The following is a 15,760-nucleotide window of genomic DNA, read 5'->3' as shown; positions in this document are numbered from 1 at the left end:
TTTTTTATCTAAAATCTGCTGGCTTTTGATTATGTTCTTTATCAAAATAATAAGCAATTGCATTCATAATTCGATCTGAAGCCTTACCATCTCCGTAAGGATTTTTAGCATTGGCCATTTCATCATAGGCTTTCTTATCTTCAAGTAAACGAATCATTTCATCATGAACCTTATCTACCTCAGTACCTACAAGCTTCAGGGTTCCTGCTTCAACACCCTCTGGGCGTTCAGTCGTATCACGTAAAACTAATACCGGTTTGCCAAGAGAAGGGGCTTCTTCTTGCACACCACCTGAATCAGTCATAATAAAGTAACTTCTTTTAGCTAAATTATGAAAATCAACTACATCAAGTGGCTTAATCAAATGAATTCTAGGGTCGCCGCCTAATACTTCTTTTGCGACTGCTTGTACCCTTGGTGAAAGATGAACTGGGTAAATGATTTCTACATCATCATAACTATCAACTACCTGCTTCATCACCTTAAAGACGCGCCGCATTGGCTCGCCTTGATTTTCCCTGCGGTGCATAGTAACTAAAATAGCTCTATTGCCAGGTTTAATCTCATCAAGAACGTCATGGTGATAATCTTTTTTAACTGTTTGCTCTAATGCATCAATTGCCGTATTTCCAGTAACATAAATATTATCGCTTGGATGATTTTCTTTAATTAAATTCTTTTTACTTAATTCAGTTGGTGCAAAATACAAATCTGCTAAATCATCTGTCATTTGCCGATTCATTTCTTCAGGAAATGGTGAGTATTTATTCCAGGTTCTCAGACCTGCTTCAACATGACCTAAAGTAGTTTGTTCATAAAAAGTTGCAAGACCAGCCGCAAAGCTAGTGGTTGTATCACCATGAACCAAAACAATATCTGGATGTTCAGTTTTAATTACTTTTGCCATATCCATCAATACTTTTGAAGTAATATCTTCCAAAGTTTGGTTTTTATGCATGATATTAAAATCATAATCCGGTTTGATCTTAAAAATATCTAACACCTGATCAAGCATTTCACGGTGTTGCGCACTTACTACTGTTATCTCTTCAAAACGCTCATCTTGTTTTAACTTTAACACCAAGGGAGCCATCTTAATAGCCTCTGGCCTAGTTCCAAACACGGTCATTACTTTTATTTTCTTCATAAATATTTCCTTACCTTTTAGCTTGTCTCTTATACTATAGCCTAATTCAATTTTCTTTGGTACTATCAGCCAAACTAATTTATACTTATATATTATAAGGAAAGTGAAATACATTATGTTTAGTTTTTTATCTTTAGCTGCAATTTTAATTACCATTATAGTTTTTTGTCTGGTTTTTCTTTTAGGAAATTCCTATCCGCGAAAAACAAGGTATTTTTTAATCGGAATTATTGCAGTCTTATTAATTATTTTTCTCTGGATTGTTTTAAAAATTTTTATCAATCCATTAAAATATGTCTGATATTAAAAAGGGCATGTACTTCTTGTAATTGAAGCACATACCTTTTTTGTTATGACCCCGGTGAGATTCGAACTCACCTCTACGGTTTAGGAGACCAAATCGTTTGATTTTATATGATTTTCTATGCTTTTAAGTGCCTGAGATATGGTACTTTTTCTTTTATTTGAATTTATTCTATTTTAAGTTTGGGGGTCACAGCGGGGGTCAGTTGATAATTACTTATAGTTTCATTTTCTACATATACTATACATCTAATTTTGTTATAATTATTTCAGCGACTATTGCCTCCCCTTGAAAGGAGGTGAGTTCGTTGAAGGATTTTCTAACTTTAGTTGTAGCTCCAATTCTTGTGGGAATGGTGAAATCACTATTCGATCACTGGCTGGATGATCGGCGTAACAACAAAAAACATAAATAGTCGCATTTCCACCCTCAACGTTTGATAGGTTGCGTCAAGCGATAAAAAAAGCATTACCTTTTGTAGCGATCAGGTAATGCTTTTTGAGTTCATTGAATTTTAGAATTCCTAACTTGTTGCAAGTTAAGTATAACATATTGTAAGTAAAATTGTAACAAGAAAACATAGTTAAAATAATAGAAAATTTGTTGTATGCAAAAAGCCGCTCCAGAGAAACATCTCCAGAGCGGCTTTTGAATTATATTAAATTATTTGAAAGTTCCCCACGGCTCACTGCCGACACGACCAACTAAATAGCCATTCTTACCATTTTCTCTCGGTTGCTGTAACCATACACGCCCAGCACTATCTCTAGCCCAAGCATTGTATTTAACTTCTGAACCTGCTGGTAAGGTGGTAATCAGTGTGCTTTGCGTATTAGCGCCCCAGCGAAGATTAATCGCTCCACCAGTGATGAAAGTACCATGTTCTTCATGCCAAGTCATACCTTGTACATCAGTCCATGTTTTTTCTGATGCTGATTGTGCAACAGATGGCTGAGCTACTGGTTTGCTATCATTTTTTAGATCAATCAAGCTGATGTTTCCGTCAACATTTAACCCACGCCAGTTATCGGTAAATTGCCAAATTGCTACTCCGTTCATTGATGGAAAGTAGCCAAAGTTTGGTTCACTTACCGCAGTACCATTACCTGATGGATATGCTGCTACCCACAAACAATTAGGATACTTGGCTAAAATTCTAGAAGTATTAATTTTGTCTCTCATAAGATAAGCGCCTGAGTATAGTAAAGGCTTATAACCAGCACCCACAATAGTATCTAAGAAAGATAAGATAGCAGTCGTATTAGTTTCACGATCTCCTCTAGTTTCGTTTCCACTTCCTTGTTCATAGTCACAAGCTAAGTAAGTACCTGCCTCAAGACCAACAGCTTTTGCAGAAGTAACTGCATAGTTACCTTCTTGAATTGCTACGTTACTATTGCCACTAAACCTCGCATAGTGATAAGCCATTGGCAACATACTATTAGCTCTTGCAGTAGATACTTGAGATTGTGCTTTAGGATTACGATAATCTAAGCCCTCTGACACTTTAACAACGGCAAATTTCGATCCGGAATAATTGCCGTTGTTATGACTTGATACATCTACACCGTAACTTCTTTTAGCTACTTCAACCATAGTTACCTCCTACTTCTTTACTTCTTTCAATTCGCCAACAATGGTCTTACTTTTCAATTGTTTGGCTGCATCGTCTTCCTTAGTCAGTGTTTGCATACTATCAACAAAGTTTTTCGTTTGCTTCATCGTAGTAACCGACTTCTCAATCTCGCCTTTGATATAAGCTGTTGAGGGATGCGGTAAGTGCGCCAAATCTAAAATAGCGATTAAGTAATTAAAAGCTGCTAACAGCTTATCCTTACCTGAACCGCCCTCTTTTTCAGTTTGATATACGATTGCATTTGCTGAATTAGCAATCATTTTTTCAGCTTTAGCTAGTGCATCGCCTTGCATAGCTTTTTTATCAATAGCAATCTTATTTTTTGAATAAACATAAAAGATGATTGCTATAACTACTGATACAGCAACAACTAACATATCGCCAATTTGTTCAAAGCTCATTTTCTGTCCTCGTTTTCTTTAAAATCATCTATCTTGTTTTCTAACCGTTTAACCTTCTTGCGCAACTTGTCATTTTCTGCATCAATTTCATCAAAAGCTTTCTCACTTTCAAGCCACCGATTTCTATATAAGTCACGGTCAGCCCTCAGTTCTTCTTTATCATCTTTTGAAACTTCATGGCTTGTTTTGCGTAAAGCGTTCCAAGCAGTAAGCCCTGCAACAAAACCAGAAAAAAGAAGTGCTATTTCACGGATTAAATTAGCCCAGTCTTGCACTTCTTATTACCTACTTTCGTCGTCTTACAGTCTTAGAAAATACTGCTAAATACTGAATTACTAGTAGCCACCCGATTAGTGCAATAATTGAAAGCAATCTGCTATAGTCGTGCATGACCAAAACATGCCCCAGTTGCAATACTGTTAACATCATCAAAAAGAATGCTGAACAAGCTAGTAACACGGCATTAGCAAGTTGACTTCTTCCACCAGCAAAAACAAATGCAATTAAGCCAATACCAACTATGATTGCAAAGGCATCGACTAAGTCATTATTGAAGAGCCATTGCCATTCTGGTGGCCAATAAAAAAAGGAATCGTTCACTAAAAGAACAATTCCAAAAGCTGTAAGCAAACTTCCCAAAATCAAATGAAGTAAATTAAGTTTAGCCGTTTGCCACAGTATTTTGATCTCCTGCAACATAATCATCACCCGTAATTCTCTTATATCCATCTGCATCAAATGTTCCTTGCTGAACAAATCCCGCAATTGTGTTGTCTGTGAAATACCCATTGTCTAGAGATGATTTACATAAACTTTCAAGGTTTGAATAGATAGAACTGAAATCAAAATCAAACATTATTCAGCACCTTCTTTTTTCTTAGTTTCATCAGCTGCATTTGGTTTGTCTGGTGTGTTTACTGACTTGGAAAGTTGTTGAACCATTGGCACAAGTTGAGCAAGAACTGCTGTAGTTTGTGCTTGTCCCTTTTGTACGCCACTTAAAGCTTGAACGATTTTATCATTATTTTGAGCATCTTTAATCTTAGCTGCTTCGTAGTTTTCCATTTTCTTTTGCATAGCTGCATTACTTGCTTGCAACTTAGCAATTAAAGCTGGCTGAGATTTATCACTGTTTTCAATCCAACTATGAGAGTCATCGTCCCAAACTGCATCAATTAAATCCTCACTAGGCTTTTCTGCATGCCAGCGGTAAGGCAAGTCTACAGGACTAAGCTCTCCTGGATAAGGAATTTCCAAGTGATGAAGAGCTGTAATTGGACTAGTTGGATCAGAGAAGTAATAAAAGCTGATTTTCCCATCAGCAACGACTTGTTTTAATAAATCTAAAAAGTTTTCTGCTTCCATAATTTTCCTCCATAAAAAAATCCTTAGTTTAACTAAGGATTAAACAGTTTTATTCAAATATTGATGCCATTGATCCCAATTTGTCGGGCTAGAAGACTTTCGTCCATACATATTGTCGCCTTCGTAAAGCGTTTGATACACAGTATTAGCATCAAATACTGTCACTTTAACGTAAACCCAGTGCGCATTATCGGTTGGATATGGTCCACTTTGAACATGACAATTTGAAAGACGATACATTCCTGTGCTTCTTAAGTTATTAAGATTTACAGTGGTATTATTGAACTCTCCTTGAGGAGTATTGTAATCAGTTCTCTTCTTCAAGTTCATTAACTCAGTTCGCATAGTTGTTAAATTGGTATTCAGGTTATTGATTGCCTCTGCTATCGGCTTCAAAGCTCCAGCATCAACTAATAAATTAGCAAAGTGTCCTGATGGATCAAATTTTCCAACTTGGGTGTTATGCCAGCCTTCGGAAGCTACATCATAATCAGTAATTGATGTAATACTCTGATTAGTTAAGTCGCCAGCATTAGCTATTCTTTGCCAATCTGTAAATCTAGTTGAATTCCACGTTCTCACATATAATTGACCACTATTTGTATCATACAGAGTTTGTTGGCCGTTCCATTGATTGGCATTTACGGACATACTAAACCAAGCTGACACAGGAGAATTTTTTAATCCGGAAGGACCTGCCGCATTATAGAACCCCGTATTCTTAACGTTATTCAAATCAGTATTATTTTGAATGCTGTAAGACTTGGTATTATTTAACAGCCATGAAACCTTATTAGCAGTCCAGTCGCTATCAAAAATGTTAATCTTATATGTTCCGTCTGCCTCTTGAGTTACAAACTTAGTATCTTGGAAAATATTACCGTTTTGATCTAATGATTGCTTTACAAATTTTAACTTTTTAAGATGTTCATTTGTGATTACTGAACGCCAACCAGTCCAAATATCGTCATTCTTAGTATTCAACCAATAACTACCGTCTTGATCTACAACAGTAACTGAACCCCAACCCAGATAGAATAGTTTGACTGCAAAGAACCATTTCTTATTGTTCATTGGTGGCAAGTTCTTAACCCCGTCACCATTACCATTCCAGTAAACAATTTTATTACCAGCATAATCTAACAAGTCTCCATTAGGATCTCCTGCTTCAATGGGTAACTTTGCATTAATTGCATCAGCAAGTTGTCCGATAACGCCTTGATCTACAGTCCATCTTGAAAAAAGCCCATTTGCGTCAAAATGAGCGTTGTTATCAAAAGTAGCAGCCTTATTCTTTACATCATAGCCAGTAAGCACATTAGCTGTTAAAGTTGGTAAGGTTACTGCACCACTGGCATTAGCAGTGTGCCCATTTACCGACTTAACCTGACCAGCGATTTTATTATCAACTTCTGTCTTGGTGTAAGTAGTAGCTTTATCGGCTTTCTTGTTTAATTCGCTGTCTACATAGCCTTTGTCTGCCTTAGGAGCTACTTTACTATTCACTTCATCTTTGGTGTAAGTATTTGATTTATCAGCCTTTGTTCCAAGTTGCTGTTCTACAGTAGTTTTATCAGCTTTAGTACCCAGCCTATCAGTTACGCTTTTCTCAAAGTTTGTGTGATAAGTAGAGTTCTCCAATTTATAATCGCTTAAGCTCTTAACGATTTCAGCGTTTTTTTTATCAAGTTTTGCTACAGCTGTATCAACCTCGGACTTGCTATACACTTCCTTTTTACGATAAACATCATCCGGACTAACTTCAACAGTTACCTTATCAGTTCTACCAATTACTAGATACATCAAAAAATCAAACTTAAATAAAGTTTGCTCACTAAAATCTGGGATATATTCAGGTGTCTTAGCTGTAGCTATACCGTAAAGAATTTCATTTTTATCTGGTTCTTTTGCATAAATACCAACAGTATGCACATTATAACCAGTCTTCAAATTCTGGTTATCAAAGGTCATTCTAACACCTAAAACAGTATCTGAATTATCAGACGTATCTCCTACATCACTCAACTTCACTGATTGCTGGATACTTGGTAACTGGGTTAAGTTTTGAAGCTCTTCAACTGTTTTTTCCGATAAGTTATCAGTTGATGAAACACCTCTCGTCAAAGAAAAAGTTGCCGTACCCTTGTTAGCTCTACGGGCCAAATCAATACCCTCATTAGTTATAATTGTCTTATTATATTCTGACATCTCATCACCTCACTAGTTAAATACTTGGTTGGGACTCGCTTTTGCCATGCTCGCTGCTTTTACCACGTTACCAATGCCCAAGTTCAAATCATCAAAAACCTTTGCAGCGTTTAGCAAAATCTTTACTTGATACAAGAGATTAGCTGGCAAATAAACATTCAACAGATACTTCAAATAGTTAATTTGATTACTTGTCATTTCAGCTGATTTAGCAGTTACTACAACAGCTCTTGCACCGTAATTAACATCAATTTTCACTGGCAGGTTAACGTTGTTCAGCATATCTCTGAAAAATCTAATTGTTATCGGTCTTGGTGGTAATACATACATCAAGACCTTATTTCTACGCATTTCCAAAGTATCGTTTTCATCTGGAACTATGCCTAGCTGGCTTTCAAAAAGCGAAATACCTTTAGCATCAGCTGTTGAAACAAATTCATTTAGTAACGTCCGCAAATGGCTACTTTCCAAGTCTTTTAGCGTTACGCTTTCAGACTTAAGAAGTTCCTTCATTTCATACACGCCCTCATAATAATCAGGCATGTAATTTAGAAGTTCATATTTATTGCTCATTAATTGTCACCGTCCCGACTACTGGCAATTGCGACTTGGAATTATTAAAAACTAAGTCAATGTCTGCGTCCCGCCCGTTCAAAGATGGAAGTTTAGCATTGACCACACCTTCCGTCAGCATAACTTGAGACAGGATCTTAGAACGATATATGGTTTCTTCATAACCCCTACCAAGTTTTTGATTGATATCTGCCCAGTCCTTTCTCAATGATTGGAAGTAGCCCTCAACTGCTTTAGTAATGCTGTCTTTCACATACCGTGTTACTTTTGTATCATCAAGTTTTACTGAAATATCAACATTTACAATTAATTCTTCAGGAGCAGTCACAGTTACAGCATGGTCAATTGGAGCTAATCCATAACCCTCTGCTTGTTTATCTTCTGGGTCAAGTATATTTTTAACTTTCTGTACTAAACTAGCACTAGCAGGCATTAGGTCGTTATTCAAGATAACTACCTTGACAGTTCCCCCGCCGTTCCATGTTGGATAAATCTGCGCAGCTCCAACTTCATCAATCTTGCTAGTCATATCTAAGTAATCAGCCACATTACCACCGTAAGCAATCCAACTTTGAGAACTCAGCAATCTTGCTCTTAAGTGGTCGTCACTTTCTACATCCCTTGCAGGAGCTGTAATTTCTGTAATTTCAGCCCATGAAAGCAAGTCGTTGGGAGTAACAGGTAAAATCTGCCCGATATAACTATTAGCGCTTGAACCTTTAACTTCTGCTGTTAATTCAACAGTCAAGTCATCATTGACTTTTGTCACAGCATAAAAAATGGGTGAGTCGCCAATGCTGGCAAACTTATCGCCTATTTGAACATTATCTAACGGTTCTTTCTTGTCATTTAAAACTTTAGCCTTAGCTTCTGTTTGAGTAGCAGGATATCGACTTGTCCCATGTTCAATTGCTCGATAGTCTAGGAACTCTCCAGAGGCTGTTTTGATATAAGTTTCTTTGATTACATTAGCCATATCTAAGGATTGCTGCCCCATAACTAACGCAGCAGGAGCTAAAGCGTCATAGATTATTGAACCCTCACGCTTGTCAATATTATCAGGCACAGCATCAAGCATTTTTCTTAAAAAGTAGTCATAATCTTTATTCTGAAATTCAGTAATTAGTTCATTTGGACTCACTTAATGCTTACCTCACTTTCTATTGGTATATTTCCGTAACTAGTCTGACATTCTCCAGTAAGAGTTAAAGTATTGGGGCTTGTTTCATTAATACTAGTAATATCGACTTTGATTACACGCTCATCAGCTAGTAATGCTTCTTTGACCATTCGCTCAGCTTCAACTTTGGAATAGCCTAAGTCTTTACCAAGCAAGTCATTTAAATCATTGCCATATTGATCGGTATAAATTGGAAAAACAAAACGTTCTGTTTTTAAGATCTTATCTACAGCTTGAACCATAGCACCTAAGCCATCGAACTTATTACGTATTCTGCCATTAGCAATCTGAAAGGTTAGTGTCGGATTTTGATTTTCTTCATTATCCAAATTAACCACCCTCTCTCTCAAATAAGTAGAATTGTTGACCACCATCAGCACGGATCATAGTTACCCTATCGCCAACTTTTAAAGAGTTATCAAAAGTAAAAGTAGCAGGCTTGGTGGTCTTTTCTGTCTTAGGCTTTTCTCCGTCCTTGCCTTTCTTTTCCTCTGTAGTCGTCAAACTACCACTCATTGAAAAGCTTCCAATGTGCTTTCCCAATACAATGAAATTATCGTCAATAATCATTGAATTAGAAATTTGTACCTTTAACGGAGAAATACTGATAACACGTCCATAGATAACATCGGAATACTCAGAGTCACTACCGCCCCGTTCCGTCAACATTTTTATAAGCTGTTCTCCTGCCATTTTGTACCTACTTTCATTTCTAAGCTGCAAGTGTAATCTGTCCCGAAGTTATGAGTTGCTTTCAAAATAGGGCAATTAGTCCAAGTCTTGCCAAAATCTTTAATTTTGACGTTAGCACCAGCACCTGCAATTAGAGAAGTATCGCCCATACAATCAAGCGTTAATTTCCTTTCTGAAACGTTGCGCTTTTTCAACTCGTCATTAGCTTGTTGAACCATCTGTGCCCAGTTTGCTTTGTTCTTGGCATTGACCACTTTAACAATCTGTCCCCAAGTTCTAATCGTATTACCCCTAGCAGAGGCAATCGTAAAACTTGTAGTAGCTGGATCATCTCCAGTTTCGGAAGTAGCAGTGGCTGTTTTTGTCTGTGAATTATCGGTGTTCTTTTGAACAACTTGAACCACGTTAGCAGCATTATCAATACTCTCAGAGTAAGTGTAATCACTCATCGTGTTTTGAGTATCAATAACTAAGAGGGTTCTTGTAGGAATAGGCGCTCTTCTAAGTTCGATATACATATGATTAGCAACAATGCAGTACATTTCGCCAGTAGCAGAGTATGTCTTATCTATTGCGCTCTTAATCATGTCAAATCCTGTCTTACCATCACAAACTTCCGCAGGCACTCTGTAAGTTGGCTGTTCCTTGATATGAAATGGTACACCGAAACGGCGGCAAACATTACTGTATCTATCTCCAAGCGTCCCTGATTGAAAGACGACTGAACCTTCACTCTTTAGATATCTTTCAAAGTCGTAAGCTTTAACGCTCACTGTAGTGTCTGACGTGCATTCAGCACTGAAAACGAAACCCCAGAAAATATCTTTATTATCCCAAGCAAAGTCTACAATTGCCCCCATCGCTGGAATTATTGGATCTTTGCCATTCACAATATCAAATGTTAGCTCTCCAGCAGAGTAATTTAAGTCAGTTACCCACTTAAGATTTTTAACCATGTCCTTGATTTCGACACCAATTCTAGCGCCACCATTATCGTGTTTTAGAATTTGAAGTTTGGTAATCATGCTAATCTCACTTCACTCTGTCTAACCCAACCTCTAGGTCCTCCATTCACTAAAGCAACATGAATTGGAAAAGGATGCCCAGGCGCTAAATAAGTAATTCGTCTTCTTACATTATTTTCATATACACCCGGCGCACTTCCATAACTGTCTAAGCGCAGCCGGCCATTTACAATTACAATTGAACCAATGCCTAACTTCTTAGGAGGAGCTGGTCTTGGTTTAGGTTTTGGAGGGGCTGGGACGTTAACTTTATGGTACTTAACTTCTCTATACTGCTTTAAGCCCAAAGTATAAGCATATTCATCTGCAAAGCCGCTCTTAAAGCCATATTCAAAACTAGAAATCGTCATAGTTACACTAATTTGAGTAGAGCTGACAACTAATTGAACATGATGTTTATTAGCTTGAATGTTTTTAAGCCAATTAATGTATTCATCAGGTTTTAACAGCTTATCTGAACTAATCCAAGAACTATGTTTCTTTGGAAAGACACTATCAATCGTAAGAGATACCAATTTCATGTTACCTACTCGATTAATCTCTCCCAAGTTCACAATAGTTTCTGATTTATCATCAGTTTCATATTTCAAAGTTAATTCTGACGGGTTCACAGGCAATTCAACCGTTCTATTAGTTGAATAATCAGTGATATAAACACCAAAGCCGTTGACCGGCATATTAACCACCTCCTAGAGCTTTATTACGTCTATCAATAATCTTTTGATCGATCTTATCTAAAATCTTGTCTACGTCTGCATCTGGATTGCCAGAAGCATTGATGACAATAGCACCTTTATCAATTTGAACTTGAGTACTATTGTCTGTTTGGCTACTACTGTTGTTATTAGTCAATACTGAATTTGGAGCGATTGAACCAGATGTTACTGTATCGCTACCCACTGCTGAAGAAACAGCACCTTGTCCGAAAATGCCAATATTAGCTCTTGAACCATCAAGCCCAGTAATTGCACCAGCAACATTGCTGATTGCGTCCAGTGCTCTATCAAATCCAGCTGCAAGTAAATCTCCTGGATTTATGCCACTTAATCCAATAGGGTCTAAGGTTGGCGACATACCACTAGCAGCATCTACAACACCTTGCGCCATACTTGCAGAAGCATCAGCAGCTGCACCAGCATCTCTGTTTAATCCTATGATTAAACCTTGATCGACCCAGCGACCATACTGTCTAAACAATCTTGAAGGAGACCCAATATGAAGCACGCTCTTAGCGGCACTTACAACTTTACTTGCTACTCCTTGCACTGCACTAACGGCAGCGCCAATCATTGACTTAATACCATTGACTAAACCTTGAATTAACTGTCTACCCACAGAAACTAAGGCACTTCCAAAACTTCTAGCAGCATTTACAGCGCTGGAAATACCACTTCTAACAGCACTTACTACTCCACTCATTGCGCTAGTAATTGCTGAAACCATCATTGATCCAGCGGCAACAAATAGTGACGCCATAACCATGACAGAAGCACCAACTGCAACTAGAGCAGCGGCTACAGCCATTGCGGCGGCAGCTACTACCATTAAGCCAGCGCCAAGCATAATTGCAGCGGCTGCCAAGAGCATCAGACCTACTGCAGCAATCATTGCCATAGGACCAACCATCATTAAAGCAACTGCCAGTAACATCAAACCTACTGCTGATACCATAGCTGTAACCATAATCATCATTAAAGCTACAGACATCATCATTAATCCAACAGCAGCAACCATAGCCATTGCAGCTACTAAGACTAGTCCAACTCCGAGGAGCAAGATACCTACAGCAGCTACTAATCCCATAGCCATGACTAGAGTTAATGCAACACCTAAAAGAAGTAGTCCGACAGCCGCTATTAAGGACATTGGACCAATTAGTAGTAACGCAACTGATAAGAGAATTAAACCAACAGCAGCAACCATTGCACTAACCACAATCAGCATTAAAGCAACGCCCATTAATAGTAAGCCAACCGCCGCAACAATTCCCATTGCAGCAACTAAGACAAGTGTCACACCGAGTAGAAGCATTCCAACAGCTGCAATAATTACCATTACAGCAACTAGAGCAATTGCTACTCCTAAAAGTAAGACACCAACAGCTGCAATTAGAGCAGTAATTCCAACTAAGGCTAAACCTACAGCAAAAATTAATGCTCCAACACCTGCTGCAACTAAACCTACAGCAAGAACTGCTAAAGCAACGCCTAAAAGAAGTACTCCAACAGCTCCAACTATTGCAGCTAAACCAAATACAGCAATTGCTCCAGCTAAAGCAAGCAAGCCAACTGCTGCGCTAGTTCCATATTCTGAAATAGTAGGTAGTTGAGTAGCTAAAAGTGCGATACCCGCACTTGCTACTAAAACGGCAGCGCCGATTAATAGCAGTGCGGCAGCAAAGATAGCAAAGCCAACCGCTCCACCAATCAAATCTGGTCCTAAAAATCTTACTAAGACCACTAAGGCAGCGATAGCGGCAATCATCCCAAAGAATGTTGCTATAGCACCGCCACCTGCACTAGATATCTGAGTAGCTGCATCAGCTAACAATTTAAATCCTGCACCGAGCGCTAAAGCCCCAGCACCAACTAGGGCAAATGCTGCACCTAGTTTCATATATGCTCCAGCATTACTTAAAATCTTACCCGGCTTAGTCATTTTTGGCGAATCAATTTCAGGAGCTTTGATCTTCTTAGCATTCTTGAAGCCTTTAAAGAACTTAGAAACTTCTTTCATATAGCCAGCAATTTTTCCCATAGCCTTCAACATTGTAAAAGCTATTGCTAATGCGGTAAGAGCTTGCGCAATATTATTAATTGTGCCAGGATCTAGTTTATTCAGTTCTTTTAGCCCCCAAATAACAGCTTCAAACACTAAGCCTTTTAGCCCACCTTTTAAGATGATAAAAGCTTGGGCTAACATCTGAAGTGTGCCTGGATCTAGTTCACCAAGCGCTTCTGCAATTCCAGAAATAGATTTAGCAGCACCACCCAATGCTCCACCAGCTAGCTTTCCTAGTTGCTTAAATAAGCTGTCTCCTCCGTTAGTTTGGTCCATCGTATTGACTAACTTACCGACAGAGTCAGTAATACTATCAAATGTATCTTTTAGAGAATTAAAAGCGCCAGAATCAGCAAAGCCTTTTTTAAAATCATCAAAACCAGTCTTTAAATCGTCAAAAATTGGTTCCATATCAGCAACAGCTTTAAATAATCCGTCAACGAAACCATCAAAATTAACATTTGATAGCTGATCCGTTAAATCAGAAACAAATTTAATGCCAACTTTACCCACTCTATCAAATGCACCTTGCAATTTGTTAGCCATTGTTTCTTTTAAACCGTCAATAGCTTGCCCAACTGTTTTAAATTGAGTAGCCATCTTGGTAAAGTTGGCGTTTGTTCCTGTTTTAGCTATTGCGTTCAAGAAGTCCTCAGTTTTAACCTTTCCATCTTGAACGTTCTTAATTAATTGTTGGGTACTTACACCCATTGTCTTAGCAACGGCAGAAATACCTGCTGGCGTTTGTTCTAGCATAAGTTTAAAGTCTTGCCATTGCACCATTGGCTTGGCAGCCATTTGAGTTGCCTGCTCTGACAAAGTCTTCATAGCTTGTTGCGGATTAGAAGAAGCAGCAGCTAAACCACCAAAACCTCTAACTAATTGATCCACGTTTTTCGTGCCAACAGCAGCCAATTGTGAGTAAGTACTTGCCATATCAGAAGCACCGTAAATAGTTTGCTGGGCGAACTGTTGCATTGACTTTTTAGCAGTAGCAATTTCAGCCGGACTTTTGCCCAATTGGTGCATGTTCCCATCGAAAGTCTGCCATGCTTTACTTGCTTCATCTAATTCGCCATACATGGAACGAATTCCAGTACTAGCAAGTTCCATACCTTTGTTGATTGCTCCGCCAACAACAGTACCGCCAACCATTGACTTGAACATACTACCGCCACTAGAACCGCCAGAAATAGCTTCTTTCAATTTGCTCATACCACTTTGCGCTTTTTGCAAACCACTAGACAGGCGATCTAATGGGTTACTAAAAGCGTCATTAATCTTAACAGTGGTGCTAATTGTACTCATTTACTACCTCCTTTCTTTGCTGAATGCAAAAAAAGAGGCTAAGCCTTAAATATGCTTAGACCTAGCCTTTCTTTTTGCTTTTCTCTCTTCTTCTTTTTCGTATTTTTGTCGTACTTCAATCGAAGCGACGACTAAAGCCTGCTCACGCCTTGACATCTCCGCCCATTGTTTAGGCGTCCAGTGATATTCATTAAGAACATAGTGATAAATGTTAAAGTCGCCAACAGACTCATTTATTAGTTTTTTGCTTCTTCAACCAAGTCTTCTGAACTGTCATCATCGTTAAGACCTGATAAGTCCATAATTGCCTGTGATAGCTCAGTGTATTCACCAACTTTAAGCATTTTCTTTAAAACTTCTTCCGGCTTAGCAATACAGCCCCATGAAGTTTGCAACTTTTCATTGTTTAAGTTAGGAGAAACAACAGCTTCTGCTACAACTAAACCTTGGAACTGATTTTCATCAGTTTCTTGTTCGTATCTATGTGTCTTACGGTTGAGAACTCTCTTAGTTGCTTGCTTTCGAATATGTGACACTTCATCAGCAGTTAAAGACTTAATCTTAAAAGGAGACTTAAATCTTTCAAGCTTAACTTCTTTTTCTTCTACTGGACTACCAACATTTTCAAACAAAAAATCTTCAACACTTTCAGCCATTTATTTTCTCCTTAATTAATTCCATTAAATGCTTGGACTAAGTTGACGCCTTCAAAAGTAAAATCACTTTCCCATTCCATTACGCCGTCATCAGCTTCAAAATCGGCAATTGGAATATCGTCCAAGTTGACATCTGTTAATTGCACCACTTGCTTACCAGCTCTTGAAGTTGGATCATGGATAGTCAAAGTTGCATCAAAATACAAATCCCCACCATCTTGAGTATAAGGAATGCCGTACTTAATCCAGTTTGAGTTAACCAAGTAACCACCTAAAGTTCCCGTACCTTCAACAGAAGTAGTTTTCTTTCTCTTCCAGTGAGAACCTAAGGTTTGGACGTCTTCCTTGTTCTTTTCAAGCTTAGCTGTGAACTTATCACATTCAATCATCTTAATAATGTTGCCATTAATTTTGATTGATAAAGTAGCATCTTTGGTTGAAATAGTATCTCGACCATTTAAAAACTCATCAATTGCTGCCATT

At 38.2% G+C, this 15,760-nt stretch carries 18 protein-coding genes; 1 reads left to right on the top strand and 17 read right to left on the bottom strand.

Annotated elements, in window-relative coordinates:
- Positions 1-4 precede the first annotated feature (4 nt).
- Positions 5-1,147, bottom strand: coding sequence for a non-hydrolyzing UDP-N-acetylglucosamine 2-epimerase (gene wecB, locus LGAS_RS03435; protein WP_003647585.1), 1,143 nt, complete (start codon positions 1,145-1,147; stop codon positions 5-7).
- A gap of 602 nt (positions 1,148-1,749) precedes the next feature.
- On the opposite strand from wecB, the gene LGAS_RS09760 reads away from it, so the two are divergent.
- Positions 1,750-1,866 (top strand): type I toxin-antitoxin system Fst family toxin, encoded by a 117-nt coding sequence (locus LGAS_RS09760; RefSeq protein ID WP_225792990.1) that lies wholly within the window; start codon positions 1,750-1,752, stop codon positions 1,864-1,866.
- Positions 1,867-2,114: 248 nt separating this feature from the next.
- Here LGAS_RS09760 and LGAS_RS03425 read toward each other — a convergent pair whose 3' ends face one another.
- From LGAS_RS03425 to LGAS_RS03350, 16 genes are all read right to left on the bottom strand, one after another.
- Complete coding sequence (locus tag LGAS_RS03425) at positions 2,115-3,047, bottom strand: GH25 family lysozyme (protein WP_011678852.1); 933 nt, start codon at positions 3,045-3,047, stop codon at positions 2,115-2,117.
- Between the two features lie 9 nt (positions 3,048-3,056).
- Positions 3,057-3,488, bottom strand: a complete 432-nt coding sequence (locus LGAS_RS03420) for a phage holin (RefSeq protein WP_011678851.1) — start codon at positions 3,486-3,488, stop codon at positions 3,057-3,059.
- Complete coding sequence (locus LGAS_RS03415) at positions 3,485-3,763, bottom strand: hypothetical protein (protein ID WP_003654315.1); 279 nt, start codon at positions 3,761-3,763, stop codon at positions 3,485-3,487. The genes LGAS_RS03420 and LGAS_RS03415 overlap by 4 nt, the downstream gene beginning before the upstream one ends.
- A gap of 10 nt (positions 3,764-3,773) precedes the next feature.
- Entirely contained in the window at positions 3,774-4,193 is a 420-nt protein-coding gene (locus tag LGAS_RS03410) for a hypothetical protein (RefSeq protein WP_232610101.1), read from the bottom strand.
- Complete coding sequence (locus LGAS_RS03405; protein WP_003648057.1) at positions 4,150-4,344, bottom strand: XkdX family protein; 195 nt, start codon at positions 4,342-4,344, stop codon at positions 4,150-4,152. The genes LGAS_RS03410 and LGAS_RS03405 overlap by 44 nt, the downstream gene beginning before the upstream one ends.
- Positions 4,344-4,853 (bottom strand): hypothetical protein, encoded by a 510-nt coding sequence (locus LGAS_RS03400; protein WP_003648056.1) that lies wholly within the window; start codon positions 4,851-4,853, stop codon positions 4,344-4,346. The genes LGAS_RS03405 and LGAS_RS03400 overlap by 1 nt, the downstream gene beginning before the upstream one ends.
- Positions 4,854-4,892: 39 nt before the next feature.
- The gene (locus tag LGAS_RS03395) at positions 4,893-7,061 is read right to left on the bottom strand and encodes a pyocin knob domain-containing protein (protein WP_011678849.1); all 2,169 of its coding nucleotides are present in this window, start codon (positions 7,059-7,061) and stop codon (positions 4,893-4,895) included.
- A gap of 12 nt (positions 7,062-7,073) precedes the next feature.
- Positions 7,074-7,634, bottom strand: coding sequence for a putative phage tail protein (locus LGAS_RS03390; RefSeq protein ID WP_003654305.1), 561 nt, complete (start codon positions 7,632-7,634; stop codon positions 7,074-7,076).
- Positions 7,624-8,775 carry a baseplate J/gp47 family protein gene (locus LGAS_RS03385; protein ID WP_011678848.1) on the bottom strand — a complete coding sequence of 384 codons (1,152 nt, stop codon included), beginning with the start codon at positions 8,773-8,775 and terminating at the stop codon, positions 7,624-7,626. The genes LGAS_RS03390 and LGAS_RS03385 overlap by 11 nt, the downstream gene beginning before the upstream one ends.
- Positions 8,772-9,188 (bottom strand): DUF2634 domain-containing protein, encoded by a 417-nt coding sequence (locus LGAS_RS03380; RefSeq protein ID WP_174221023.1) that lies wholly within the window; start codon positions 9,186-9,188, stop codon positions 8,772-8,774. The genes LGAS_RS03385 and LGAS_RS03380 overlap by 4 nt, the downstream gene beginning before the upstream one ends.
- Complete coding sequence (locus tag LGAS_RS03375; protein WP_011678846.1) at positions 9,145-9,507, bottom strand: DUF2577 domain-containing protein; 363 nt, start codon at positions 9,505-9,507, stop codon at positions 9,145-9,147. The genes LGAS_RS03380 and LGAS_RS03375 overlap by 44 nt, the downstream gene beginning before the upstream one ends.
- Positions 9,486-10,532: an XkdQ/YqbQ family protein gene (locus LGAS_RS03370; RefSeq protein ID WP_011678845.1), complete on the bottom strand. Its 1,047-nt coding sequence runs from the start codon at positions 10,530-10,532 to the stop codon at positions 9,486-9,488. Before LGAS_RS03370 ends, LGAS_RS03375 begins: the two co-directional genes overlap by 22 nt.
- Positions 10,529-11,209, bottom strand: a complete 681-nt coding sequence (locus LGAS_RS03365) for a hypothetical protein (RefSeq protein ID WP_003654297.1) — start codon at positions 11,207-11,209, stop codon at positions 10,529-10,531. Before LGAS_RS03365 ends, LGAS_RS03370 begins: the two co-directional genes overlap by 4 nt.
- A gap of 1 nt (position 11,210) precedes the next feature.
- Positions 11,211-14,621: a tape measure protein gene (locus tag LGAS_RS03360; protein ID WP_011678843.1), complete on the bottom strand. Its 3,411-nt coding sequence runs from the start codon at positions 14,619-14,621 to the stop codon at positions 11,211-11,213.
- Positions 14,622-14,857: 236 nt separating this feature from the next.
- Positions 14,858-15,277, bottom strand: coding sequence for a phage tail assembly chaperone (locus LGAS_RS03355; RefSeq protein ID WP_011678842.1), 420 nt, complete (start codon positions 15,275-15,277; stop codon positions 14,858-14,860).
- A gap of 11 nt (positions 15,278-15,288) precedes the next feature.
- Positions 15,289-15,759 (bottom strand): phage tail tube protein, encoded by a 471-nt coding sequence (locus LGAS_RS03350; RefSeq protein ID WP_011678841.1) that lies wholly within the window; start codon positions 15,757-15,759, stop codon positions 15,289-15,291.
- Between the last annotated feature and the right edge of the window lies 1 nt (position 15,760).

It is taken from the genome of Lactobacillus gasseri ATCC 33323 = JCM 1131, from assembly GCF_000014425.1.
Taxonomy (GTDB): domain Bacteria; phylum Bacillota; class Bacilli; order Lactobacillales; family Lactobacillaceae; genus Lactobacillus; species Lactobacillus gasseri.
This window is presented reverse-complemented; position numbering and strand designations above follow the sequence as displayed.